Raw genomic sequence first — 22,760 nt, 5'->3', positions numbered from 1 at the left:
CTCGAAGTCCGTTTCAATGCCGCGCGCGGCGCTCCTCCTCTCGTCGCCCCGGACTTGATCCGGGGTCCCGCTGCCTTGGTGCACGATCGCTGAATAAGAAGCGAGATCCCGGATCAAGTCCGGCATGACGAGTATTGGTGGGGCAGCGGAGTGCTCCGGAACTGCCCCTCCTCCGACGAGGGGTGAGCGCCCCGCCTTAACCCGCAGCCTTACGAGACGTAATGCGCCGTCGTCTTGGCCGCGACTTCCTCAGCGGTAACACCCGGCGCCAGTTCCACGAGGCGGAAGGGCTGATCGTGCGAAGCGCGCTGGAAGACACAGAGATCGGTGACGATCATGTCCACCACGTCCCGGCCGGTGAGCGGCAGGGTGCATTCCGGGATGAACTTGGGGCTGCCGTCCTTGGCGGTGTGCTCCATAACGACGATGATCTTCTTGACGCCGGCGACGAGGTCCATCGCGCCGCCCATGCCCTTGATCATCTTGCCGGGGATCATCCAGTTGGCGATGTCGCCTTTCTTGGACACTTCCATCGCACCCAGCACGGTGAGATCGATGTGGCCGCCGCGGATCATCGCGAAGCTGTCGGCGCTGGAGAAATAGACGCTGCTCGGCAGTTCGCTGATCGTCTGCTTGCCGGCATTGATGAGATCGGGATCGACCTCGTCATCATAAGGGAACGGGCCGATGCCGAGCATGCCGTTCTCGCTCTGCAGCGTGACCTCCACGCCCGGCGGGATGTGATTGGCGACCAGCGTCGGGATGCCGATGCCGAGATTCACATAGAAGCCGTCCTGCAGCTCCTTCGCGGCGCGCGCGGCCATTTCATCGCGTGACCAGCCCATTATGCGGCCTCCCTTTCGCGGACAGTGCGGAATTCGATCTTCTTGTCATAGGGCGCGCCGACGATCATGCGCTTCACATAGATGCCGGGCAGATGGATGCTGTCCGGATCGAGGCTGCCGACGGGCACCACTTCCTCGACTTCCGCGACGCAGATCTTGCCGGCGGTGGCCATCGGCTGGTTAAAATTCCGCGCGGTCTTGCGGAAAATCAGATTGCCCGCTTCATCGGCCTTCCAGCCCTTGATGATGCACAGATCGGCATAGATGCCGCGCTCGAGCACATATTCCTGTCCATCGAAAATCTTGGTTTCCTTGCCCTCGGCAACCTGCGTGCCCACACCGGTCTTGGTGTAGAAGCCCGGAATGCCCGCACCGCCGGCCCGGCAGCGCTCGGCCAGCGTGCCCTGCGGACAGAACTCCACCTCCAGCTCGCCTGCCAGATATTGCCGCTCGAACTCCTTGTTCTCGCCGACATAGGACGAAATCATCTTCTTCACCTGGCGGGTGCGCAGCAGCTTGCCCAGCCCTTCGCCGTCGATGCCGGCATTGTTGGAGGCGAAGGTGAGATCCTTCACGCCAGAATCGCGGATCGCATCGATCAGCCGTTCGGGGATTCCGCACAGGCCGAACCCGCCGGCGCAAATGAGCATTCCGTCGTGGAGCAGGCCATCGAGAGCGGCTGCGGCATCGGGATAGAGTTTCTTCACGCGTGTCTCCTTGGCACGGATGGAGCGAAAGCTGATCCGCCCATAAGAGCGCGGGACCGGACGGTCAAATGCCCGGATTGCACGAGGCGGTAGGGAAACCGAACCGCACCGGGTGATCGGTGCCTGCTCGGACATAAACAATGAAGGCCGCACTCGCATCTGCGAGTACGACCTTCATCAAAAACGCTTGAGCGTTACGGCTTGGGGTCAGACCCGGTCGCCGAGGGCTCCCTTCACGGAGCCCTTGAGGCCTTGGCCCTTGCCCTTGAGCTCCTGACCGAGACCTTCCGCCTGCTGATCGGGATCGTTGCGCTGCTTGCCGATCTCCTGCTTGGCCTTGCCGACCGCCTCGTTCGCGGCGCCCTTGGCCTTGTCGATCAATTCACCCATGATAGGTCTCCAATCGCTGAATTCTGCTACGGCCGGACGATCCGACCGTCTGAAAATCAAACGAGTTGGGAGGCGGCTGGTTCCGACAAATACGACCAGCGGTTGGCCGCGCTTGGCTCAGATCAAGCCAGCGAGCGGACTTGAGGGGTCGGCATACATGCGTCGCCCCATGCGCCCGGCGAGGTAGGCCATGCGCCCAGCTTCGACCGATGCCTTCATGGCAGCGGCCATCAGCACCGGGTTCTTGGCTTCTGCAATGGCGGTGTTCATCAGTACGCCGGTGCAGCCCAGTTCCATCGCCACCGCTGCATCGGAGGCCGTGCCGACGCCGGCATCGACCAGCACCGGGAGCTTGGTGCCTTCCACGATCAGGCGGATGGTCACCCGGTTCTGGAGGCCCAGGCCCGAGCCGATGGGCGCGCCGAGCGGCATGATCGCCACCGCGCCCGCACTCTCCAGCTGCTGCGCGGCGATTGGGTCGTCGGTGCAGTAGACCATCGGCTTGAAGCCCTCCTTGGCGAGGATTTCCGTCGCACGGATGGTCTCGACCATGTTCGGGTAAAGCGTGCGGGCTTCGCCCAGCACTTCCAGCTTCACCAGATCCCAGCCGCCCGCCTCGCGCGCCAGTCGCAGCGTGCGGATCGCGTCTTCAGCGGTAAAGCAGCCAGCGGTGTTCGGCAGATAGGTGATCTTCTTGGGGTCGATGAAGTCGGTCAGCATCGGTGCCTTGGGGTCGGACACATTCACCCGCCGCACCGCCACGGTGACGATCTCCGCGCCCGATGCCTCGACGGCAGCGGCGTTCTCGGCGAAATCGCGATATTTGCCAGTCCCGACGATCAGCCGCGAGCGGAAGGTGCGCCCGGCCACGCTCCAGCTATCATCGGCCAGTACCGGCGATCCATCGCCGCCGCCGACGAAGTGCACGATCTCCAGCTCATCGCCATCCTCGACGATCACATCGGCCAGCTTCGCACGCGGCACGACCTCCAGATTACGCTCGACCGCCACCTTCTCGGGCGCCAGCCCAAGCTCATTGGCCAGATGCGCTATGCTGTGCCCGGCGCGCACGCGGCGATGCTCGCCATTGACCCGGATGCCGATCGTTCCGTCCGCGCTCATGCCGTGTGTTCACCTTTCGCTTTGAGAGCCGTTCGCCACGCCATATAGGGTGGAGCCCAAGGCTCGCAACCAACAAGGACCGGATGGCCCCATGACTGCCGCGCGAAAAATCTATGTCCTCAATGGCCCCAATCTCAACCTGCTCGGCACGCGTGAGCCGGAGATATATGGCTATGATACGCTCGACGACATTGCCGACCGCATGGAAGACGAGGCCCGGCGCGCCAGCGTGGAGCTGGATTTCCGCCAGTCCAATCATGAGGGCCATCTGATCGATTGGCTACATCAGGCCAATGCGGAAGCAGCGATGGCCGTCATCCTGAACGCGGGCGGCCTCACGCACACTTCCGTGGCGCTGCACGATGCGATCAAATCCATCACCGTGCCGGTGATCGAGGTTCACCTCTCCAACCCCGCCGCGCGGGAGAGCTTCCGCCATCATAGCTATGTCGGCATGGCCGCGCGCGGATCGATCGCGGGCTTCGGCGCGCTCTCCTATATGCTGGCGCTGGAAGCGGCGCTTGAGATGGATTGAACCAGACAGGGCGTGCAAACGGTTGCCTTATCGGGCGAAGGGCAATAGGCCCCAGCCCCACTCCAGAACAGAATAAAGCTTTCTCAAAGGGAAGACCAATGGCCGACAAGACCAACGAAGGCTCGATGCAGGTGGACGTTAAGCTGGTGCGCGAACTGGCGAAAATGCTGGACGCGACGAACCTCACCGAGATCGAGGTGGAAGACGGCGACCGCAAGATCCGCGTCGCCCGCACCCCCGCCGCCCAGAGCGCGACCTATGCGCCGATGGCCGCTGCGCCCGCACCGGCAGCCCCGGTGGCTGCTGCTGCGCCCGTGGAAAGCGCCGCACCGGCCCCCGCGGCCGGTCCCGCCGCCGGCACGATCAAATCGCCGATGGTCGGCACTTGCTACCTCACGCCCGAGCCCGACGCCCCCGCCTTCGTCAAGGTGGGCGACGCAGTGAAGGCGGGCCAGACCCTGCTGATCGTCGAGGCCATGAAGGTCATGAACCCGATCACCGCACCCTCTGCCGGCACGGTCCAGGCTGTGCTGGTCGAGAACGGCCAGCCGGTCGAATATGACCAGCCGCTGATCGTGGTCGCGTGAGGACACGCCAGCCATGAGCATCGAGAAGCTGCTGATCGCCAATCGCGGCGAGATCGCCCTGCGCATCCACCGGGCCTGCCACGAGATGGGCATCAAGACGGTGGCCGTGCATTCGACCGCCGACGCCGACGCCATGCATGTGCGCCTGGCGGACGAAGCCATCTGCATCGGCCCGCCGGCTGCGAAGGACAGCTATCTCAACATTCCCGCGATCATTTCCGCCGCCGAAATCTCGGGCGCGGACGCGATCCATCCGGGCTATGGCTTCCTCTCCGAAAATGAGCGCTTCGCGGAAATCGTGGAAGCGCATGACATCATCTTCGTCGGCCCCAAGCCCGAGCACATCCGCGTGATGGGCGACAAGGTGGAAGCCAAGCGCACCGCCGGCGCGCTCGGTCTGCCGCTTGTGCCGGGCACCGACGGGGCGATCGAGGACATCGCAGACGCCAAGCAGCGCGCGAGAGAGATCGGCTATCCGGTCCTCGTGAAAGCCGCCTCCGGCGGCGGCGGGCGCGGCATGAAGGTGGTGCCGACCGAAGACGAGTTCGAGAGCCTGATGTCCCAGGCCAAGAGCGAAGCCAAGGCGGCGTTCGGCGACGACACCGTCTACATGGAAAAATATCTCGGCAATCCCCGCCATATCGAGTTCCAGATTTTTGGCGACGGCAAGGGCAATGCCATCCATCTGGGCGAGCGCGACTGTTCGCTGCAGCGCCGGCACCAGAAGGTGCTGGAAGAAGCGCCCTCCCCGGTCATCTCGTCGGCCGAACGCAACCGCATGGGCACGCTCGTGGCCAAGGCGATGGCCGACATGGGCTATCGCGGCGCGGGGACCATCGAATTCCTGTACGAGAACGGCGAATTCTACTTCATCGAGATGAACACCCGTATTCAGGTGGAACATCCGGTGACGGAGATGATCACCGGCTTCGATCTGGTGCGCGAGCAGATTCGCATTGCCGAGGGCAAGCCGCTCTCGGTGACGCAGGACGAGCTGGAATTCCACGGCCACGCCATCGAGTGCCGCATCAATGCGGAAGACCCGGTGACGTTCATGCCCTCGCCCGGCAAGGTGCAGATGCTCCACGTCCCCGGCGGCATGCACGTGCGCGTCGAAAGCGCGCTCTATCAGGGCTATAGCGTGCCGCCTTATTACGATAGCATGATCGGTAAGCTGATCGTCTACGGCCGCACCCGCGAGGGCTGCCTGATGCGCCTCAAGCGTGCGCTCGAGGAATATGTCATCGAGGGCATGAAGACCACCATCCCCCTGCACCAGAAGCTCATCGCCGACCCGGACGTGCAGAATGGCGATTACAGCATCAAATGGCTGGAAGAATGGCTGGAGCGGCAGAAGGTCGATTGAGCGGGCAACCGCCACTGCGCATCCGTCCGGTCGCCCTTGCGGATGCGGAGGCCATCACGGCGATCTACGCCCATCATGTGCAGCATGGCACAGCGACCTTCGATACGCAGGCGCCCACGGCCGAGCAATGGCGCGAGAAGATCGCGTATCTGGCTGAGAAGGGCTGGCCGTTCATCGTCGCGGAAGATGAGGACGGCGCGGTGATCGGCTATGCCTATGCCGCGCAATTCCGCGACCGCCCCGCCTACGCTCATGCCTGCGAGGACAGCGTCTATCTCCATCCCGCGAAGACCGGCCAAGGCATCGGCAGAGCGCTGCTGGCGTCGCTGATCCCGGCCGCCGGTGCGGCAGGGTTTACCCAGATGCTCGGCGTGATCGCCGGCGGCGAGGACGCCTCGGTCGCGCTCCACGCCGGCCAAGGCTTCCGCCACGCAGGACGCATGGAGAAGGTCGGCTATAAATTTGGCCGCTGGCTGGACACCATCTACATGCAGCGGGCATTGCCCGGCGACGACCAGCCGGCCTGACGGACGGGCAAACGAAAAGGATCAGGCGATGAAGGCGACCATCTACCACAACCCCCGCTGCTCGAAATCCCGCGAGGCGCTGGCGATCCTGCAGGAGACGCCGGGCGTCGAGGTGGAGATCGTCGAATATCTCAAGACTTCGCCGAGCCGAGACACGCTCGCGGCCCTCTATCAGCGCGCCGGCCTGACCCCGCGCGACGGCCTGCGCAAGGCCGAGGACGGCGCCAAGGCGCTCAAGGACGCCGACGACGCCGCTATCCTCGACGCCATGGCTGCCGACCCCATCCTGATCGAACGCCCGCTGGTGGCGACCGAAAAAGGCGTGCGGCTGGGCCGTCCGCCGGAGACGGTGCGGGAGATTCTGTAAGGCGACCGCTCAGCCGACCTCAACGCCTTTCCAGAAGGCGATGCGGTCGCGGATTGCTTCCGCCTCCGGCTTGGGATCGGGATAGTACCAGGCGGCATCCGGGTTGTCGGCGCCGGCCACGTGCAAGCTATGATAATGCGCTGTACCCTTCCACGAGCAGACCGTCGTCGTGTCGCTCGGGCGGAGAACGGCGGGATCGACGGCATCGGCGGGGAAATAGTGGTTGCCTTCCACGACGACCGTGTCGTCGCTGCGGGCAATGACGGCGCCGTTCCAGCGGGCTTCGACCATGCGGTGTCTCCTTAAGTGTGATCGGGAGGCGCAACCAGGCAGTTAAGCTCGAGACTTGTTAGAACAGGCAATCAGTTAGCAGGGGCGCAACGATACTCCCGGGCATAATTGACACTTTTCAATCCAGAGACCGCCTTTTTGCATTCGCCACTGTCATCAACGTAGCCAAAGATTAAGCCGGTGCGTTCCCATTCACCGTCCATGTTCTTCACCTCGATCCAGTAGTCCGTATCCGTTCCTACGCGATTATTCTGCACCTGCCGTATCAGGCCGTCCTTTCCGGAAACTCTATCGCCGCTTCCACAAGCAGCGATTGAGAAATACAAGAAAAGCAGTGCAAATTTCATACAGGGAATGTCCGTAGTTGGACCCCTTTTCATGAACGAGCTAGGGGGAAGAAACCTCCTCCCCTCCGCCCTTATCCTCAGACCGCCAGATCCGCCGGCACCACGGGAAGCGAGCGGATGCGCTTGCCGGTGGCGGCGAAGATGGCGTTGATGATCGCGGGGATCACCGGCGGCAGAGCCGGTTCGCCGAGGCCGGTCGTATCATTGTCCGAGATCACCCATTCGACCACCACGTCCGCCGGTGCATCCACGATGCGCGGCAGCGGGTAATCGTGGAAATTGGTGCGGCTGGCCGCGCCATCCTTGATCTCGATCTTCTGGCCGGACAGCGCCTGGCCCAGCCCGTCGATCACCGCGCCCTGCGCCTGATGGAGCGCGTTGATGGGATTGATGATCTGCCGGCCGACATCGCCGGCAACCCAGACCTTGTCGACGCTGACCTTCCCGGTCTTGGCGACGGTCACATCCACCACTTCGGCGAAATAGCCGCGATGGCTGTAATAGAAGCCAAAGCCCCGGCCCTTGCGCACGCCGTCCCCAGCATCCCCGCCGGTGCGGCCCTTCCAGCCCGCCATTTGGCAGACCTTGTCGATCACGGCGCGGGCACGGCCCGTGTTGAACTCGGGTACGCTGCCATCCATGCCGGGGCGGTTGCCATGCTTCATCAGCCGCGCCTCGCCCAGCGTGCGGCGCATCAGCTCGGGCAGGTCGATTCCGCCGGCCAGCGCCACCTCATCGAGGAAGCTCTGGAACGCAAAGGCCAGTGCATTGGAACTCGGCGCGCGCAGATAGCCCGTCGGCACGTTGCTCTCGACATAGGAGACCGAGAGATCGACATCCGCCAGCAAAGGCGCCGGAAATTCCGTCGCGGTCATGGCGGCACCGGTGTCCGGCTTGCCATCCTTGCCATAGGTGATGAAATGATCGGTAAAGGCCACGAGCTTGCCCGAGCCATCGATGCCGGCCTTGAAATCATGCCAGCCGCCGGGCCGGAAGAAATCGTGACGCAGATCGTCGGTGCGCGTCCAGATCATCTTGATCGGCCGGCCGGGCAGCGCCTTGGCGATCTGGGCGACCTGCGCCATGTAATCGTTCATCAGCCGCCGGCCGAAGCCGCCGCCGATGCGCGTCATGTGAATGGTGATCGCCTCCGGCGCGATGCCGAGCGCCTCGGACACCACCTTGCGCCCGTCCGCCGGGAGCTGGGTCGGCGCCCAGAACTCGATCTTGCCGTCCTTGAACAGCGCGGTGCAGTTCTGCGGCTCGAGCGTAGCGTGGGCGATGTAGGGATATTCATAGCGCGCGGTGACGGTCTTTGCCGCGCTGGCCATGGCCTTGGCGGCATCGCCGGCCTTGTGGATCGAATCCTCCGGCGCAGCCGCCATCTTGGCCTCGGCCGAAGCCTTGAAAGCCGCGCTGGAGAAGCGCTTCTGCGCCTCCATGTTCCACACAGGCTTCAGGGCCGAGCGCGCCTGATTGGCGACCCACCAGCTTTCCGCCACGATCGCCACCGCATCATGCGGCCCCTTGGGATTGTAGCCGCTGTTGAGCGGCACCACGGCGATGATGCCGGGAAGCGCCTTCACTGCCGCCTCATCGAAGCTGGTCAGCGTGCCGCCATAAGCCGGGCACGCCTCGATCGCGGCATGGAGCAGGCCGGGTTTCTTCACGTCGATGCCGAACAACGGCTTGCCCGCCACGATGGCCGGCGTATCGACGCCGATCTTGGACTTGCCGATGATCTTGAAGCTCGCCGGGTCCTTGAGCGGCACGGTCTTGAGGTCCGGCGCCGCGATCTTCGCCGCTTCCGCCGCCAACTCGGCATAGGTCACGCTGTGCTTGGCCGTGGGCGAGCCGGACGTCTGCGAGACGCGGCCGCCGCCTGTGGTGAGCGTCGCCTCCGGCACGCCCCAGCGCGCTGCCGCCGCCTTGATGAACATCTGACGCGCCGCCGCGCCGATCTGGCGCATGGGCATGTAGTTCATCGGCGTGGTGAAGCTGCCGCCAGCGACCTGCATACCGTAGGTCTTCTCGTCGGCGATGGTCGTCTCGGCCGTAACCTGCGTCCAGTCGACATCCAGTTCCTCGGCGATGAGCATCGGCAGCATCGTCTTGACGCCCTGGCCGATCTCCGGGTTCTTGGAGCCGATGACGAAGCGGTTGTCCGGCAGTACGCGGATATAGGCGTTGATGATAACCGCCTTCTCGCCCGGCGCCTGCGCGAAGGCGAAGCGCGCATCGAAGGCCAGCACCGCGCCGCCGACCAGCGTCGCCTTGAGCAGCCCGCGGCGGTTCATGTTGAGGGGCGCGTTCATGCAGCGGCTCCCTCTTCGATGCCGGCGGCCTGCTTGATGGCCTTGCGAATGCGCAAATAGGTCGCGCAACGGCAGATATTGCCGCTCATCGCCGCATCGATCTGCTGATCGGTGGGCTTGGGCGTCTTGGCGAGCAAGGCCGTCGCGGAGACGATCTGCCCGGCCTGGCAATAGCCGCATTGCGGCACGTCCAGCTGCATCCAGGCCTCGCTCACCGCCTTGCCGACCGGCGTCGTCGCGACATGCTCGATAGTGGTGATCTGCTTGCCCGCCGCCGTGCCGACCGGCGTGGTGCAGGAGCGCACGGCCTGCCCGTCGATCATCACCGTGCAAGCGCCGCACAGCGCCATGCCGCAGCCGAACTTGGTGCCGACCATATCCAGATCTTCACGAAGCACCCAGAGCAGCGGCTTCTTGGGGTCGGATTCGACCTGCCTTTTTTGCCCGTTGACCATCAGTTCGGTGGCCATGCCGCTTCTCCCTCCGCAATGTCTCGATGAACAGCGACATTGCCGTTGCTCTCGCCCGGTTGTCAATGTCCGTAGGCTTGCAATAATGAGGCAGGCGAGAGATGGCAGCGGCTCCCCTGCCCCCACCCCGATACAGGACGAGCGCTTGAACGATATCGATGCCATCATCGCCGCCGCGCGCGACTGGGCCGGCCAGCCCATGGCGCTCGCCACCGTCGTGGAAGCCTCCGGCTCCGCGCCAAGGCCGCGCGGCGGGCATATGCTCATTGCGGCAGATGGACGCTTTGCCGGATCGATCTCGGGCGGCTGCGTGGAATATGACGTGTTCGCCATGGCCGAGCGCGCGCTTACGAAGGGCGAGACCGGCCTGCGCTATTTCGGCAGCACCGACCCCAGCGTGTGGGAGCCCGGCCTGCCCTGCGGCGGGCAGATCGGCGTGCTGGTCCAGCCGGTGAGCGAGGCGGGCTTTGCGCCGGCGCTGTTCGAGGCGATCGCGCAGGCGCGCGCGGCGGGCAAGGCGGTTGCGATCTCCACTGACCTTGCGACTGGCAAGGCCCGGCTGGGGACGCAGGCGGGGCAGTTCGTCAATCTCTATGAGCCGGCGCGCAAGCTGCTGATCGTCGGCGCGGTGCAGATCGGCCAGGCGCTGGCGGCCATCGCGCAGACGCTCGGCATGGCGGTGACGGTCAACGACCCGCGCGAGCGCTTCCTGAGCGCCGAGCGCTTCCCCGGCGTGACGCTGACCGACGCCTGGCCGGACGAGGCCGTCGCCAGCTTCGCGCCGAATGCCGCCTGCGCGGTGGTGACGCTGAGCCACGACATCAAGATCGATGACCCTGCGCTGATCGCGGCGCTGGTGCAGTCGACGGGCTATATCGGCGCGCTCGGATCGCGTGCCAATCATGGGCGGCGGCTGGAGCGGCTGGCGGCGGCTGGGGTGAGCGCGGATGACCTGCGCCGGGTGGACGGGCCGGCCGGCCTGCCGATTGGCGGCCTTGGTCCGCAGGAGATTGCCCTCTCCATCGCCGCCGGCATGGTCGCGGCCTTTCGCGGGGCCCGCTGATGGCGCTGCCCGGCCTCGCCGTGGCGCTGCTGGCGGCGGGGCGCTCGATCCGCTTCGGCACGGCGGACAAGCTGGTGGCGGACCTCGGCGGACGCGCATTGATCGGCTGGGCGGCTGAGACCGGGCTGACGGTAGAGGCGACCCATCATCTGCTGGTGGCGCCGGCGGGCGTGGACTGGGGAAGCCACGCACCGGGATATCGGCTGATCTTCAATTCCCGGCCAGAAGCGGGGATGGCGCACTCTTTGGGTCTGGCGGCGACGGCGGCGCAGGAAGCCGGAGCCTCGGCGTTGATGGTGCTGCTCGCGGATATGCCGTTTGTCACGGCCGAGCATCTGGATGCGGTGCTTGGGCAGTTTGCGACGGATGGAGCGTCCGCCGTCTTCTCCTGTTCGCCCGACGGGGTTGCACAACCGCCGGCGCTTTTTCCGGCGCGCGCTTTCGGTGATCTCCAAGCCCTCAAAGGAGATCGGGGTGCGCGGGGCCTCGCCACAGGGGCTGCGCTGGTGAACGCCGACGCACGGCTGCTGCTGGATATCGACACGCCGGACGATCTCGCGCAGGCGCGGGCGATGGTTGCGAACACGGAGAGCAAAGCTCCGGACTGAGCGTACTCTCAAAATCCCGGCAGCATCACCCTTCCCGTGCTCCTGCGAAGGCAGGAGCCCAGGGCGTTCGAGCGCAACGGCGACGTACAGAAAGAGTTCGCGCACATGCCGAGCGTATCGGGTTCAAGTCGGCTGATTGATTGAAGCGCTTTAGCGCCCTGGGCTCCTGCCTTCGCAGGAGCACGAGAGAAATCTCGAGTTGCGGAGCGATGCCCCCCCTAAATCTCCAGCTGGCTACCCAGTTCGATCACACGGTTGGTCGGCAGGCGGAAAAACTCCATCGGGCTTTCCGCGTTGCGCAGCATCCAGGCGAAGAGCTTTTCGCGCCAGATCGGCATGCCGGGCCGGGCGGCCGGCAGCAGGGTCTGGCGCGTGAGGAAGAAGCTCGTCTCGATCATGCGGAAAGGCTGGCCGCAGCCTTCCACCATCGCCAGTGCAGCGGGCACGTCGGCCTCTTCCATGAAACCATAATGAATCAGCACCCGATAGAAGCCGCGCCCGAGATCCTCGACCTGATAGCGATAGGAGGCATCGACGGTCGGCACATCGAGCACCTTGACCGTCAGCAGCACCACCCGCTCGTGCAGCACCTTGTTATGCTTGAGATTATGCAGCAGCGCATGCGGCACGCCGTCCGAGGTGGAGGTCATGAACACCGCCGTGCCCTGCACCCGCACGGCGCTGTTGGCGGCTGAGGCGACGAAGACCGGGATCGGCATGGCCGCTTCGCTCAAGCGATCGACCATCAACCCGCGTCCCTTGGCCCAGGTGGTGAGCATGGTGAAGATCACCAGACCGACCAGCAGCGGGAACCAGCCGCCGTCCGGCACCTTGGTCAGGTTGGCCCCGAAATAGGCGATGTCGACGATGAAGAAGATCGCCAGCGCGCCATAGGCCAGCAGACGGTTCCACTTCCACAGCGAGAGCAGCAGCACCGCGAGCAGGCAGGTGTCGATGAACATCGCGCCCGTCACCGCGATACCATAGGCCGCGGCGAGATTGCTGGAGGAGCGGAACGACAGCACGAGCAGGATCACCATCACCATCAGGCCCCAGTTGATGACCGGGATGTAGATCTGCCCCTGCGCGCTGGCGCTGGTGTGCTTGATCTTGAGGCGCGGAATGAAGCCGAGCTGGATCGCCTGCTGGGTGAGCGAAAAGGCGCCGGTAATGACGGCCTGGCTGGCAATGATCGTCGCGACAATAGCGAGGATGACGAGCGGCAGGCGGAAGTTTTCCGGCGCGAGCAGGAAGAAGGGATTGCGGATCGCGTGATCCACCTGATCCGCCGGCAGAGAGAGGATGAACGCCCCCTGCCCCAGATAATTGAGCATGAGGCCGGGCAACACGAAGAACAGCCAGGAAACCCGGATCGGGTTGCGCCCGAAATGCCCCATATCCGCGTACAGCGCTTCCGCGCCGGTGACGGCGAGCACGACGGAGCCGAGCGCAAGGAAGGCCAGCAACTTGTCGGTCAGGAAGAACTGGAAGGCATACCAGGGATTGAGCGCCAGCAGGATCGCCGGATCGGTCGCGATATGCATGATGCCGAGGCCCGCAAGCGTCGCAAAATAGACCAGCATGATCGGCCCGAAAAGCTGGCCGACCCGCGCCGTTCCGCGCGACTGGATAGCGAACAGGCCGATAAGGATCGCCACGGAGATCGGCAAAACCAGTGGCGCGAAATGCGCGTTGACGGTGATGAGACCTTCCGACGCGGACAGCACGGACATGGCCGGGGTGATCATCGAATCGCCGTAGAAGAGCGCGGTGGCGAAGACCCCGAGGATGACGATCGGCCCGGTCCAGCGCTTGCGCCCGCTGCGGCGGTTCACCAGCGCGAGCAGCGCCAGGCTGCCGCCCTGCCCCTTGTTGTCGGCCCGCATGATGATCGAGACATATTTGATCGTCACGACGATCATCATCGACCAGAAGATCAGGCTGAGCACGCCGTAGATGTGCAGCGCATCGGGCGCGAGCGGGTGGTGCCCCGCGAACGTCTCGCGGAAGGCGTAGATCGGGCTGGTGCCGATGTCGCCGAAGACAATACCCATCGCCGCCAGCGCCATCTTGCGCAGGCTATCCGGGCCATGCCCATGACCAGCGGCCGCAGGATTCCCCGCCGCAAAGTCTCGTGGCTGATCGGTAGGGCTCACTTGCCCGCCTGACTCGCAATCATCAATCGCGCTTCCCTTGCCCAGGCCCTGCCCTGAACGCGCGGCGCCCTAGCACTTCGTCGAGAGGCACGCAACGCACCATCAGGGGCCGGCATTTCCGCTTTTGGGCGCCCCAGCCTGCGGGGCATCGCCCTGAGATGGGCCACCCTGCGCCATGGCATCGCGCCGCTCGATGAGCGCATTGAGCAACGCCACGTTGCGGATCAGCTCTTCACGCAGCTCGAAATCCTCCGGCAGGCGCGCTGCCAGCTTCAGCCAGACATCACGCGCGCGGTCGAACTGACCCGATTCCGCTAGGGCAAGCCCATAGAAATAATTGGGAGAAACGCCGTCCGGCTGGAAATGCAGGGCCTGCGCGAAGGCATAATCCGCCGCCGGGGTCAGCGTGCCATTGCCATGCGCGACCAGCGCATTGCCCAGCCCCACCCAGATGTTCGCGTCATCGGGATATTCTTTCAGGCCCGAGAGCAGCACATTGGCGGCGCCGGCCGTGTTGCCCTTGCGGGCGAGCGCGTCGGACACGACAAGCCATTTCGTCGCACCAGTCAGCCGCTCGCCGATTTCCGAGCGCTTCTTGGCCAACGCCTCATCGAACTTCACGCGCGAGTCGTTCGCCGCGACCGGCTTGTCGGCCAGACCCGGACTGCCCTGCCAGGCATAGCCGGCGAGGCCGAGCAGCAGCGCAGTGGCAACCGGCGCGGCATGGCGGAGCGGCAGGCGCGCACCCAGCATGATGCCGATGCCGACCATGAGCGCGATGCCCGCTGCGATCAACAGGCCGGTCATGCCTTCGCTCCCTTGCGGCGGCGCATCCGCCCATATGCCAGCGCCCCGCCCGCGCCCAGCAGCATCAGCGGTGCCGCCCAGAGCGGCCAGAGAATGGGGTCCGCGGTCGGCTTGTAGCTGATCCAATCCCCATAGCGCTCGATGAGCCAGGCGCGAATGGCCTCAGGGTCTTCGCCCGCCGCGATGCGCTCGCGAATGATCGAGCGCAGGTCCGCCGCCATACTCGCGTCGCTGTCCGCAATGGACTGGCTCTGGCAGGTCAGACAGCGAATCGTGTGCATCAGCTCGGTTGCCTTCGCCTCCAGCGCCGGATCGTCGAGCTGGCGATTGGCATAGGGTGCGGGCGGCAGTGCCGTCTGCGCGAACACAGGTGCTGGCAGGATGGCGAGCAACGCCGGCAGGATCAGCGCGACCCTCATGATTGCGCCTCGCGCAGCTTTTCGAGGATCATGTCCACATCCTGCGGGCCGATCACGCCGATATGCTGGTAGCGAATGATGCCCTTGCCATCGACCACGAACGTCTCCGGCACCCCGGAGGAGCCCATATAGAATTGCAGGGCACTGCGTTCATCCAGCCCGATGCGCTGATAAGGGTTGCCGTGGCGCGTGAGGAAGTCGTCCACATCGGCGCGGGCATCGCGGATCGCGACCCCATCGATGGGGACGCCTCGCTGGGCGAGTTGCAGGAGCACCGGCGCCTCGGCGATGCAGGGCACGCACCAGCTGGCGAAGATGTTGAGCAGCCGCGGCTGCCCGTCCGCCATCGCCTTGGTCGAGAGCGTCGGGCGGCTGGAGGCGCCCGCGGGCAGGTCCATCGGCGGGACCGGCTTGCCGATCATCCGCGATTGCACCACCGTCTGCTGCTCACGATTGAGGCCCAGCGAGGCCACGCCGAGGAAGATCACATAGGCAATCAGCGGAATCCACAGGATGAGCGAGCGCTTGCCGAACTTCATGCCAGCGCCTCCTGCGGATACTCCGCAGCCGCGCCAGATGCGCGCGCGATCCGCGCCTGCTTGCGCTCGCGACGGACGCGGCCGACCAGCGCCAGCGCGCCACCCAGCGCGATCAGGCCCGCGCCGCCCCAGATCAGCGTGACGAACGGCTTCCACCAGATGCGCAACTGCCAGCGGCCATTTTCGAGCGCTTCACCGAGCACCAGATAGAGCTGGCCGTTCCAGCGGGTAAGCTGGATGGACTCGTTGGTTGGCGTCGGCGGATCGGTGAAATAGCGGGCCTGAGGCCGCGCGGTGCCGATCACCTTGTCGCCGCGCCGCACGACGAGCTGCGCTTCCATGGCAGTCCAGTTCGGCCCGGCATAAGGCCGCACGCCATCCATGGTCACGGTGTAGCCGGCGATCTCGAAAGAGTCCCCCGGTGCCGCCGCCGCCAGCCGCTCGGATGAGAAGGCTGATTCGCTCGCCATGCCGGCCAGGCTGACTGCGCAGCCCAGATGCGCGATCACCATGCCATAAGTGAACATCGGCGTACGCCGCAAATTGCGCTTCCAGAGCGGCGCGACGCTCGCCACAGCAACGGCGGCGGCCATGACGAGGCCCAGCAGCGGCAACCAGCCGATCGGGCGGTCCGCAAACAGCAGCACCGCGATCAGCGTAATCAGCGCAGCGCCAATGGCGGGAGCCGACCGCCGCAGCGCCGCGCCCGACTCGTCCCGCCGCCAGCGCAGGAGCGGCCCGACCACCAGCGCGGCCATCAGCACCAGCGTGATCGGCCCGATCACCGCGTTGAAATAGGGCGGACCGACAGAGACGCTCTGGCCCAGCATTTCCGTCAGCAGCGGATAGAGCGTGCCAATGAGCACCAGCCCCAGGATCACGCACAGCAGCAGATTGTTGACGACGAGCAGCGCCTCGCGGCTGAGCGGATCAAACCGCGCGCCCTCGTTCACCGTGTGGACCCGCATAGCGAACAGCGCGAGCGCGCCGCCGATATAGAGACCGAGCAGAATGAGGATGAAGCTGCCGCGCGTGGGATCGACCGCGAAGGCGTGGACGCTGGTGAGGATACCCGAGCGCACGAGGAAGGTGCCGATCATCGACATTGCGAAAGCGACCACTGCCAGCATCACCGTCCACGCGCGCAACGCATCGCGGGCAGCCAGGACCGAAGCGCTATGGAGCAGCGCCGTCGCCGCCAGCCACGGCATGAGCGAGGCATTCTCGACCGGATCCCAGAACCACCAGCCACCCCAGCCCAGCTCATAATAAGCCCAGTATGAGCCGGCAGCGATGCCGATGGTCAGCAGGACCCAGGCACCCAGCACCCACGGCCGGATCGCACGGGCGAAGCGGGCATCCACCTGCCGGGTGAGCAGCGCGCCCACCGCGAAGGAGAAGGCTACGGACAGGCCGACATAGCCAAAATAAAGCGTCGGCGGATGGAAGGCGAGACCGGGGTCCTGCAGCAGTGGATTGAGCCCCTGCCCCTCGACCGCCGGGGGATTGAGGCGCTGGAAGGGATTGGAAGCAAACAGCAGGAAGGCATAGAAACCAAGGCTGATCGCCGCCTGCGCGCCGAGCGTCGCGAAATGGGTCGCGCGGTCGAGACTGCGCTCGAACAGCGCCACCGCGCCGCCGGCAAGGCTCATCACCGCCACCCAGAGCAGCATCGAGCCCTCGTGATTGCCCCAGGCTCCGGCGAATTTGTAGATGAACGGCTTGAGCGAATGGCTGTTCGCCGCGACCAGATAGACGGACATGTCGGAGATCAGGAACAGGGCGATGAGCAGCGCCATGGCTAGACCCGCCAGCACGCCCTGCGCGACCGCCAGCGGCCGGATGAATCGCGCCGTATCGGCATTGCCGCGTGCAACGGCCAACCAGGCGAGCAGCAATTGCAGGCCGGCGAGCGTGGCCGCGAGCCACAGGGCGGCAAGGCCGGCTTCAGCGATCATTGGCCGCGTGCATCCACCTGATGGGTCTGCGGATCATATTTGATGCCCTCCATCTCGCGCGGCATGTAGCGCTCGTCATGCTTGGCGAGGATGTTGGTCGCGCGGAACACGCCGTCTTCCCCAAAGGCGCCTTCCGCCACCGCGCCGCTGTTCTCGGCAAAGAGGTCGGGCGTGATGCCAGTGAAGGAAGCCGGCACGGTGGCCTTGCCGTCAGTCAGGCGGAAATCGACCGTCGTGCCGTTGGCGTGGCGCTTGATGCTTCCTGCTTGGACCATGCCGCCCAGACGAATCGCGCGGCCCGGCTCGACCTTGGCGGCCAGCGCTTCGGCGGGCGTGTAGAAATAGGCGGCCTGCGAGCGCAGCGCGGACATGGCCAGCAGCACGCCGCCGATCATGGCCGCCAGCGCCAGCACCACGAGGATGAGGCGCTGATGCTTACGCTTGGGGCCAGCTCTGTTCGACGTCACCGCAACCATTTCAATCCCGCTCCAGCAAATCCCGCGCCCGCCGCTCCGCCTGCCGCGCGCGCGCCCAAGCCCACAGGCTGGTCGCAACCGTCGCAACGAAGGTGAGGCCATAAGCGGCAATCACGAAAGGCCAGGGATTCATCGGTTATCCTCAGCCCCGCGACATCCGGCGCAACCGCGCCTCGATCCGATTTTCCGCCAGCATCGCCCGCATCCGCAGCAGCACGATCGCCGTGAACCAAAGAGTAAAGCCGAGCACGGTCAAGCCAAGCGGCCAGAGCATGGACGGCGCGATGCTACTGCTCATGCCGACGACGCTGATGCTCTTGGCCTGGTGGAGACTGTTCCACCACACCACCGAATAATGGATGATCGGCAGATTGAGCGCGCCGATGAGCGCATAGATCGCCGTCACGCGGCTGACACCGCCAGCATCGCCCCGCTCCACGCTGGCGCGCGCCAGCGCGATATAGCCGATGTAGAGGAACAGCAGCAGCAGCATGGAGGTCAGGCGCCCGTCCCACTCCCACCACGTCCCCCAGGTGGGCCGCCCCCAGATCGAGCCGGTGGCGAGGCACAGGGCGGTGAAGACCGCGCCCGGCACCGCGATGGCCCGACCTGCTACGCTCGCCAGCGGGTGACGCCAGACGAGCTGCATGATCGCCGCGATGGTGAGGCCACTCCAGCCGCCCATGCCCAGCCATGCCGCCGGCACATGAATGTAGAGGATGCGGAAGCTGTGCCCCTGCAGATAATCCGCGGGCGCCACGAACAGCCCGGCCCAGCACCCGGCGAGAATCAGGAGGATGCCGCCCCAGAAGCACCAGGGCGTCGCAGGCACGGCAATCGCCAGGAAACGTCGCGGGTTCGCAAGGACGTGCATCCCGCCCCTTTAGAGGCAGCGGGGCAGGCGCGCCAGTGGCTTTGGCCAGAGAATGTGACGCCGAATGTGACCCCGGCCGCGCTCAGCGCAGATAGGGGTTGGCGCGCTTGCGGGTCTTGCGGTCGATGCCCATCAACAGCCCCAGTGAGATCATGATCGAGAGCATCGCGGAGCCGCCATAGGAGACGAGCGGCAAAGGCAGGCCGACGACTGGCGCAAAGCCGACGACCATCATCATGTTGATGGAGATGTAGAGGAACAGACTGCAGGTCAGCCCCGCCGCCAGCAGCTGGTCGAAGCGGCTGGCCGCATCCCGCGCGACATTCATGCCCCAGCGCAGCAGCAGCCAGAACAAGGCGATGATGACCGTCGCGCCGAGCAGCCCCCACTCCTCGGTGATGGCCGGAAAGATGAAATCCGTATGCGACTCAGGGAGATAATGGAGATGGCTCTGACTGCCTTGCAGGTAGCCCTTGCCGAAGAAGCCGCCCGAGCCAATGGCGATGACCGACTGGGTGATATGATAGCCCGCGCCCAACGGATCGGCCTCCGGGTTCATGAAGATCGTCACGCGCCTCTGCTGGTGCGGCAGCAGGAAGCTGTAGATCACCGGGATCAGCACGATCGCGGCCGCCCCCGCCGCCGCATACAGCCGCAGCGGTAATCCCGCGAGAAAGGTCACAACCGCCACGGACAGCACCAGCATCATGCCGGTGCCGAGATCCGGCTGGAGCAGGATCAGCGCGAAGGGCACCACCGTGAGCGCGACCGGCGGCCAGAGCGCCGTGAAGGAGCGCGTCGCGGCGGGTGGCAACATCTCGTAGAATCGCGCGACCATGCCGATCACGGCCAGCCGCACGAACTCGGAGGGTTGCAACTGCATGAAGCCGAGATTGAGCCAGCTCCGCGCCCCGCCCCCCACGATGCCCATCATCAGCACAATGATGAGCAGCGCGAGACTCGCCAGATAGGCCGGGAAGAGCAGCGGCTTGAACTGCTCGGAGGGGATGTAAGAGATCACCAGCGCCAGGATCAGAAACAGCGCAAAGCGCAGCAGATGCGCACCGGCCCACGGCACCATCGAACCACCAGCCATGGAATAGAGTGCGAGCGCGCCGACCACCGCCAGCGCCGTCACGATGCCGATGGCACGCCAGGACTGGTTGGCGATCGCAGGCGGGACATGCACGAGCATCATTGGACGGATCTTGAACCGGAGTTTGGGAAGGCGACGTTGCCCTACCCGCCTAATGCCTTTCCGCCTCCAGTGAAAGCACGCGCTTCACCCCTTCGCCTCAGGCAAGCGCTCGGCAGATCGAGCGAGCTTGCCACGCCCGACCTGCCAAAGCCATGTTTCCTCCCATTCTCATCCCGGCAGGGCGTAGGCGATCACTTCATCGCCAATCGGCGTCTCCATGAAATGGTGCCCGCCCGCCATGATGACGAGATACTGCTTGCCGTTCACCTCATACACGCTCGGCGTCGCCTGACCGCCCGCCGGCAGCCTATCCTGCCAGAGCGTCTTGCCCGTCTCGATGTCGATGGCGCGGATCAGATTGTCCGTCGCTGCGGCGATGAAGGCGACACCGCCAGCCGTGACCACCGCGCCACCATTGTTCGGCGTGCCGATGTTGATGGGAAGCATTGACGGAATTCCCCAGGGGCCATTGCGCCGCGCGGTGCCGAAGGGGCGATCCCAGATGGTCTGGCCCGTCCGCATGTCGATCGCACGGATACCGCCATAAGGCGGGCGCTTGCACAGCAGGCCAGTCAGCGAAAGCCGCCACCCTGCGTTTACCGAAATGGCATAAGGCGAGCCGGCCTGCGGGTCTTGCGAGCCATGCCCGCCCCCCTCGCTCATGCTGCCGCCCCGCGCCTTCTCGTCGCCACGCGGCGCCGGGAAGCCGCGACGATCCGCCTCGGCGCGCGGCACCAGGCGATTATAGTTGGGCATATTATTGTAGTTGGCGAGGATCACGCCGCGTACCGGATCGATGGCGAGGCCGCCCCAGTCCGTGCCGCCATTATAGCCCGGATATTCGACGAAGTGCTTGTCCGCCGTGGGAGGCGTGTACCGCCCGCGATATTCCGCCTGCCGATATTGGATGCGGCAGACCATCTGGTCGATGGGGGACATGCCCCACATGTCGCTTTCCTTGAGGTCGGGGAAGGCGAGCGTGTGGTAGGTGGAATAAGGCTGGGTGGGGCTGCGCCGCTGCGGCTCCACGCCGGTGCGCGGCACGGCCCGCTCCTGCACCGGGAAGATCGGCTGGCCGGTGCGACGATCCAGCACGTAGATTTCGCCCTGCTTGCTCGGCAGGATCAGCGCCGGCACGGTGCCAGCGCCATTGGGGAAATCGACCAGCGTGGCCTGTGCGCCGAGATCATAGTCCCACACGTCCCGATGCACGGTCTGGAAGCGCCAGCGGGGCTTGCCGGTCGTCACGTCCAGCGCAACCAGCGAGGAAGAAAAATTGTCCTCCTGCGGGCTGCGGCTCCCGCTCCAGTAATCCACCGCGGAATTGCCCATCGGCAGATACACGAGGCCCAGCGACTCATCGCCGCTGGCGATGGTCCACATATTGGGCGTGCCGCGCGCATATTCCTGCCCGGCCGGCGGATCGCCCGCCCAATCCGGGTTGAGCATGTCCCAAGCCCAGCGCTTCTCGCCGGTGACGGCATCATATCCCTGGACGACGCCGGACGGCGCATCGCGCTTTTGCCCATCCAGCACTTGGTGCCCGGTCACGATCACGCCTTGCACGATCGTGGGCGGCGATGTGATCGAGACCATGCCCGGCACCACCTTGCCCATGCCGCGCTTGATATCGACCGCGCCGTTCTCGCCGAAGTCGGCGCATGGCCGCCCGGTCTGTGCATCCACGGCGATCAGGCGGCCATCCAGCGTACCCTCGATGATCCGCGTCGCGCAGGCCTGCCCTTCCGTGGCTTGCGGCACGGCATAATAAGCGACGCCCCGGCACGCGGCCGTGTAGGGAATCCACGCATGATCGACCTTGGGATCGTAGCGCCAGCGCTGCTGACCGGTCGCCGGATCGAGCGCGATGAGAATATTAGTGGCCGAGCACAGATAGAGCGTATTGCCGACCTTCAGCGGCGTCGTTTCGGCGCCATATTTGTTGTCGGCCATGTCCTCGGGCAGATCGCCGGTGTGGAACACCCAGGCGCGCTGCAATTTTCCGACGTTGGCGGGCGTGATCTGGCCCAGCGGAGAATAACGCTGCGCCGCGTAGCTGCCGCCATACGCCGGCCAGTCCGTCCCGGGCCGCAATAGCGAGGGATCGGCCACCGTCGAGGCAAGCCGCGCCGGCATCGTGCCGACGTCAGGAAGGTTGAGGCGGGAGATCACCACGCCACCCACGGCCAGCACAAGCACGGCTGCCACGCTCGCCATAATCGGCAAGCGCCATTGCCAGCGCTCGGGCTGGAGCACCGGCAAGGTCAACAGCACAAGGATCAGGAGCACCGTCGGGCCGACGGTGAAGGGAATCAGCGCCCACCCATCGAGCCCGGCCTCAGCCAGCCCCCAGATGATCGAAAGTCCATAGGCCGCTAGATAGACCCAGACGCCCAGCACCCGCTGTCGGATGAGAAGAAAGCCCGCCAGACCGAGGAGCACCCCGGCAATGAGGTAATAGAGGCTGCCACCCAGCACCGCGAGCCACGCGCCGCCGATAGCCAGCACAAGGCCGACCAGCGCGATAATCGCGCCGACAATGGTTGCGAAGAGGGAGCGAGCACGCGCGCGGGACGTCCAATCAACCGGCATGGCGATCTCCTTTTGCAAGGGAAACAGCCCCCGGGCGGCATGGTTCCGAACTTTATGCCCCTCGCCGATTTTGGCAGCTTCACGCGCTTATGGAGGCCTCACCCGTGCCCGACTCGGGGCATTCACCACCTTTCTTGCGACAATGGGGCGACAAAGCAGTTTGACGCTCCTATATGGCCGGCAACGAGGATCGCGACGCGG

General features: G+C 65.2%; 25 protein-coding genes. 7 read left to right on the top strand and 18 right to left on the bottom strand.

Annotation, left to right across the window (positions count from 1 at the left end):
- Positions 1–209: 209 nt before the first annotated feature.
- The 4 genes from M2332_RS15605 to thiS all read right to left on the bottom strand — a co-directional run bounded on the left by M2332_RS15605 (position 210) and on the right by thiS (position 3,064).
- The gene (locus tag M2332_RS15605; RefSeq protein ID WP_264574770.1) at positions 210–845 is read right to left on the bottom strand and encodes a CoA transferase subunit B; all 636 of its coding nucleotides are present in this window, start codon (positions 843–845) and stop codon (positions 210–212) included.
- Positions 845–1,552: a CoA transferase subunit A gene (locus tag M2332_RS15600; protein ID WP_264569800.1), complete on the bottom strand. Its 708-nt coding sequence runs from the start codon at positions 1,550–1,552 to the stop codon at positions 845–847. The genes M2332_RS15605 and M2332_RS15600 overlap by 1 nt, the downstream gene beginning before the upstream one ends.
- A 207-nt stretch (positions 1,553–1,759) precedes the next feature.
- A complete protein-coding gene (locus M2332_RS15595; RefSeq protein WP_264569799.1) occupies positions 1,760–1,942 on the bottom strand; it encodes a CsbD family protein in 183 nt (60 codons plus the stop codon).
- Positions 1,943–2,059: 117 nt separating this feature from the next.
- Entirely contained in the window at positions 2,060–3,064 is a 1,005-nt protein-coding gene (gene thiS / locus M2332_RS15590) for a sulfur carrier protein ThiS (protein ID WP_181559122.1), read from the bottom strand.
- Positions 3,065–3,155: 91 nt separating this feature from the next.
- Between thiS and aroQ the strand changes: the two genes are divergently transcribed.
- From aroQ to arsC, 5 genes are all read left to right on the top strand, one after another.
- Positions 3,156–3,599 (top strand): type II 3-dehydroquinate dehydratase, encoded by a 444-nt coding sequence (aroQ, locus tag M2332_RS15585; protein ID WP_264569796.1) that lies wholly within the window; start codon positions 3,156–3,158, stop codon positions 3,597–3,599.
- 98 nt (positions 3,600–3,697) lie between these two features.
- Complete coding sequence (accB, locus tag M2332_RS15580; protein WP_264574769.1) at positions 3,698–4,186, top strand: acetyl-CoA carboxylase biotin carboxyl carrier protein; 489 nt, start codon at positions 3,698–3,700, stop codon at positions 4,184–4,186.
- A gap of 13 nt (positions 4,187–4,199) precedes the next feature.
- Positions 4,200–5,552 carry an acetyl-CoA carboxylase biotin carboxylase subunit gene (gene accC, locus M2332_RS15575; RefSeq protein WP_181559119.1) on the top strand — a complete coding sequence of 451 codons (1,353 nt, stop codon included), beginning with the start codon at positions 4,200–4,202 and terminating at the stop codon, positions 5,550–5,552.
- Positions 5,549–6,079 carry a GNAT family N-acetyltransferase gene (locus tag M2332_RS15570; RefSeq protein ID WP_264574768.1) on the top strand — a complete coding sequence of 177 codons (531 nt, stop codon included), beginning with the start codon at positions 5,549–5,551 and terminating at the stop codon, positions 6,077–6,079. Before accC ends, M2332_RS15570 begins: the two co-directional genes overlap by 4 nt.
- A 28-nt stretch (positions 6,080–6,107) precedes the next feature.
- Positions 6,108–6,446 (top strand): arsenate reductase (glutaredoxin), encoded by a 339-nt coding sequence (gene arsC / locus M2332_RS15565; RefSeq protein ID WP_264574767.1) that lies wholly within the window; start codon positions 6,108–6,110, stop codon positions 6,444–6,446.
- A gap of 9 nt (positions 6,447–6,455) precedes the next feature.
- Here the strand turns inward: arsC and M2332_RS15560 are convergent, their stop codons facing one another.
- From M2332_RS15560 to M2332_RS15545, 4 genes are all read right to left on the bottom strand, one after another.
- A complete protein-coding gene (locus M2332_RS15560) occupies positions 6,456–6,737 on the bottom strand; it encodes a DUF427 domain-containing protein (protein WP_264574766.1) in 282 nt (93 codons plus the stop codon).
- A 71-nt stretch (positions 6,738–6,808) separates the two neighbouring features.
- Complete coding sequence (locus tag M2332_RS15555; RefSeq protein ID WP_264574765.1) at positions 6,809–7,084, bottom strand: hypothetical protein; 276 nt, start codon at positions 7,082–7,084, stop codon at positions 6,809–6,811.
- Positions 7,085–7,161: 77 nt separating this feature from the next.
- Positions 7,162–9,399, bottom strand: coding sequence for a xanthine dehydrogenase family protein molybdopterin-binding subunit (locus M2332_RS15550; RefSeq protein WP_264574764.1), 2,238 nt, complete (start codon positions 9,397–9,399; stop codon positions 7,162–7,164).
- Positions 9,396–9,869: a (2Fe-2S)-binding protein gene (locus M2332_RS15545; RefSeq protein ID WP_264574763.1), complete on the bottom strand. Its 474-nt coding sequence runs from the start codon at positions 9,867–9,869 to the stop codon at positions 9,396–9,398. Before M2332_RS15545 ends, M2332_RS15550 begins: the two co-directional genes overlap by 4 nt.
- A 145-nt stretch (positions 9,870–10,014) precedes the next feature.
- Between M2332_RS15545 and M2332_RS15540 the strand changes: the two genes are divergently transcribed.
- Positions 10,015–10,932: an XdhC family protein gene (locus tag M2332_RS15540; protein WP_264574762.1), complete on the top strand. Its 918-nt coding sequence runs from the start codon at positions 10,015–10,017 to the stop codon at positions 10,930–10,932.
- On the top strand, positions 10,932–11,540 hold the full coding sequence (locus M2332_RS15535; protein ID WP_264574761.1) for a nucleotidyltransferase family protein: 609 nt from the start codon (positions 10,932–10,934) through the stop codon (positions 11,538–11,540). The genes M2332_RS15540 and M2332_RS15535 overlap by 1 nt, the downstream gene beginning before the upstream one ends.
- A gap of 218 nt (positions 11,541–11,758) precedes the next feature.
- Here M2332_RS15535 and M2332_RS15530 read toward each other — a convergent pair whose 3' ends face one another.
- The 10 genes from M2332_RS15530 to M2332_RS15485 all read right to left on the bottom strand — a co-directional run bounded on the left by M2332_RS15530 (position 11,759) and on the right by M2332_RS15485 (position 22,559).
- A complete protein-coding gene (locus tag M2332_RS15530) occupies positions 11,759–13,696 on the bottom strand; it encodes a potassium transporter Kup (RefSeq protein ID WP_264569786.1) in 1,938 nt (645 codons plus the stop codon).
- A 102-nt stretch (positions 13,697–13,798) separates the two neighbouring features.
- A complete protein-coding gene (locus tag M2332_RS15525) occupies positions 13,799–14,503 on the bottom strand; it encodes a tetratricopeptide repeat protein (protein ID WP_264574760.1) in 705 nt (234 codons plus the stop codon).
- A complete protein-coding gene (locus tag M2332_RS15520; RefSeq protein WP_264574759.1) occupies positions 14,500–14,922 on the bottom strand; it encodes a cytochrome c-type biogenesis protein CcmH in 423 nt (140 codons plus the stop codon). Before M2332_RS15520 ends, M2332_RS15525 begins: the two co-directional genes overlap by 4 nt.
- Positions 14,919–15,461, bottom strand: coding sequence for a DsbE family thiol:disulfide interchange protein (locus tag M2332_RS15515; RefSeq protein WP_181559109.1), 543 nt, complete (start codon positions 15,459–15,461; stop codon positions 14,919–14,921). Before M2332_RS15515 ends, M2332_RS15520 begins: the two co-directional genes overlap by 4 nt.
- Positions 15,458–17,419 carry a heme lyase CcmF/NrfE family subunit gene (locus M2332_RS15510; protein ID WP_264574758.1) on the bottom strand — a complete coding sequence of 654 codons (1,962 nt, stop codon included), beginning with the start codon at positions 17,417–17,419 and terminating at the stop codon, positions 15,458–15,460. The genes M2332_RS15515 and M2332_RS15510 overlap by 4 nt, the downstream gene beginning before the upstream one ends.
- Positions 17,416–17,895 carry a cytochrome c maturation protein CcmE gene (gene ccmE, locus M2332_RS15505; protein WP_264574757.1) on the bottom strand — a complete coding sequence of 160 codons (480 nt, stop codon included), beginning with the start codon at positions 17,893–17,895 and terminating at the stop codon, positions 17,416–17,418. Before ccmE ends, M2332_RS15510 begins: the two co-directional genes overlap by 4 nt.
- Position 17,896: 1 nt before the next feature.
- Positions 17,897–18,028, bottom strand: coding sequence for a heme exporter protein CcmD (gene ccmD, locus M2332_RS15500; protein ID WP_181559106.1), 132 nt, complete (start codon positions 18,026–18,028; stop codon positions 17,897–17,899).
- Positions 18,029–18,037: 9 nt separating this feature from the next.
- Complete coding sequence (ccmC, locus tag M2332_RS15495; protein WP_264574756.1) at positions 18,038–18,769, bottom strand: heme ABC transporter permease CcmC; 732 nt, start codon at positions 18,767–18,769, stop codon at positions 18,038–18,040.
- 82 nt (positions 18,770–18,851) lie between these two features.
- Positions 18,852–19,967: a rod shape-determining protein RodA gene (gene rodA, locus M2332_RS15490; protein ID WP_264574755.1), complete on the bottom strand. Its 1,116-nt coding sequence runs from the start codon at positions 19,965–19,967 to the stop codon at positions 18,852–18,854.
- 168 nt (positions 19,968–20,135) lie between these two features.
- Positions 20,136–22,559: a membrane-bound PQQ-dependent dehydrogenase, glucose/quinate/shikimate family gene (locus M2332_RS15485; protein WP_264574754.1), complete on the bottom strand. Its 2,424-nt coding sequence runs from the start codon at positions 22,557–22,559 to the stop codon at positions 20,136–20,138.
- Positions 22,560–22,760: the final 201 nt, after the last annotated feature.

Origin of the sequence: Sphingobium sp. B11D3A (assembly GCF_025961695.1) — a bacterium.
In the GTDB taxonomy this organism is placed as follows: Bacteria; Pseudomonadota; Alphaproteobacteria; order Sphingomonadales; family Sphingomonadaceae; genus Sphingobium.
The sequence above is the reverse complement of the archived record's forward strand: the minus strand, read 5'-3'. Positions and strand labels throughout refer to the sequence as shown.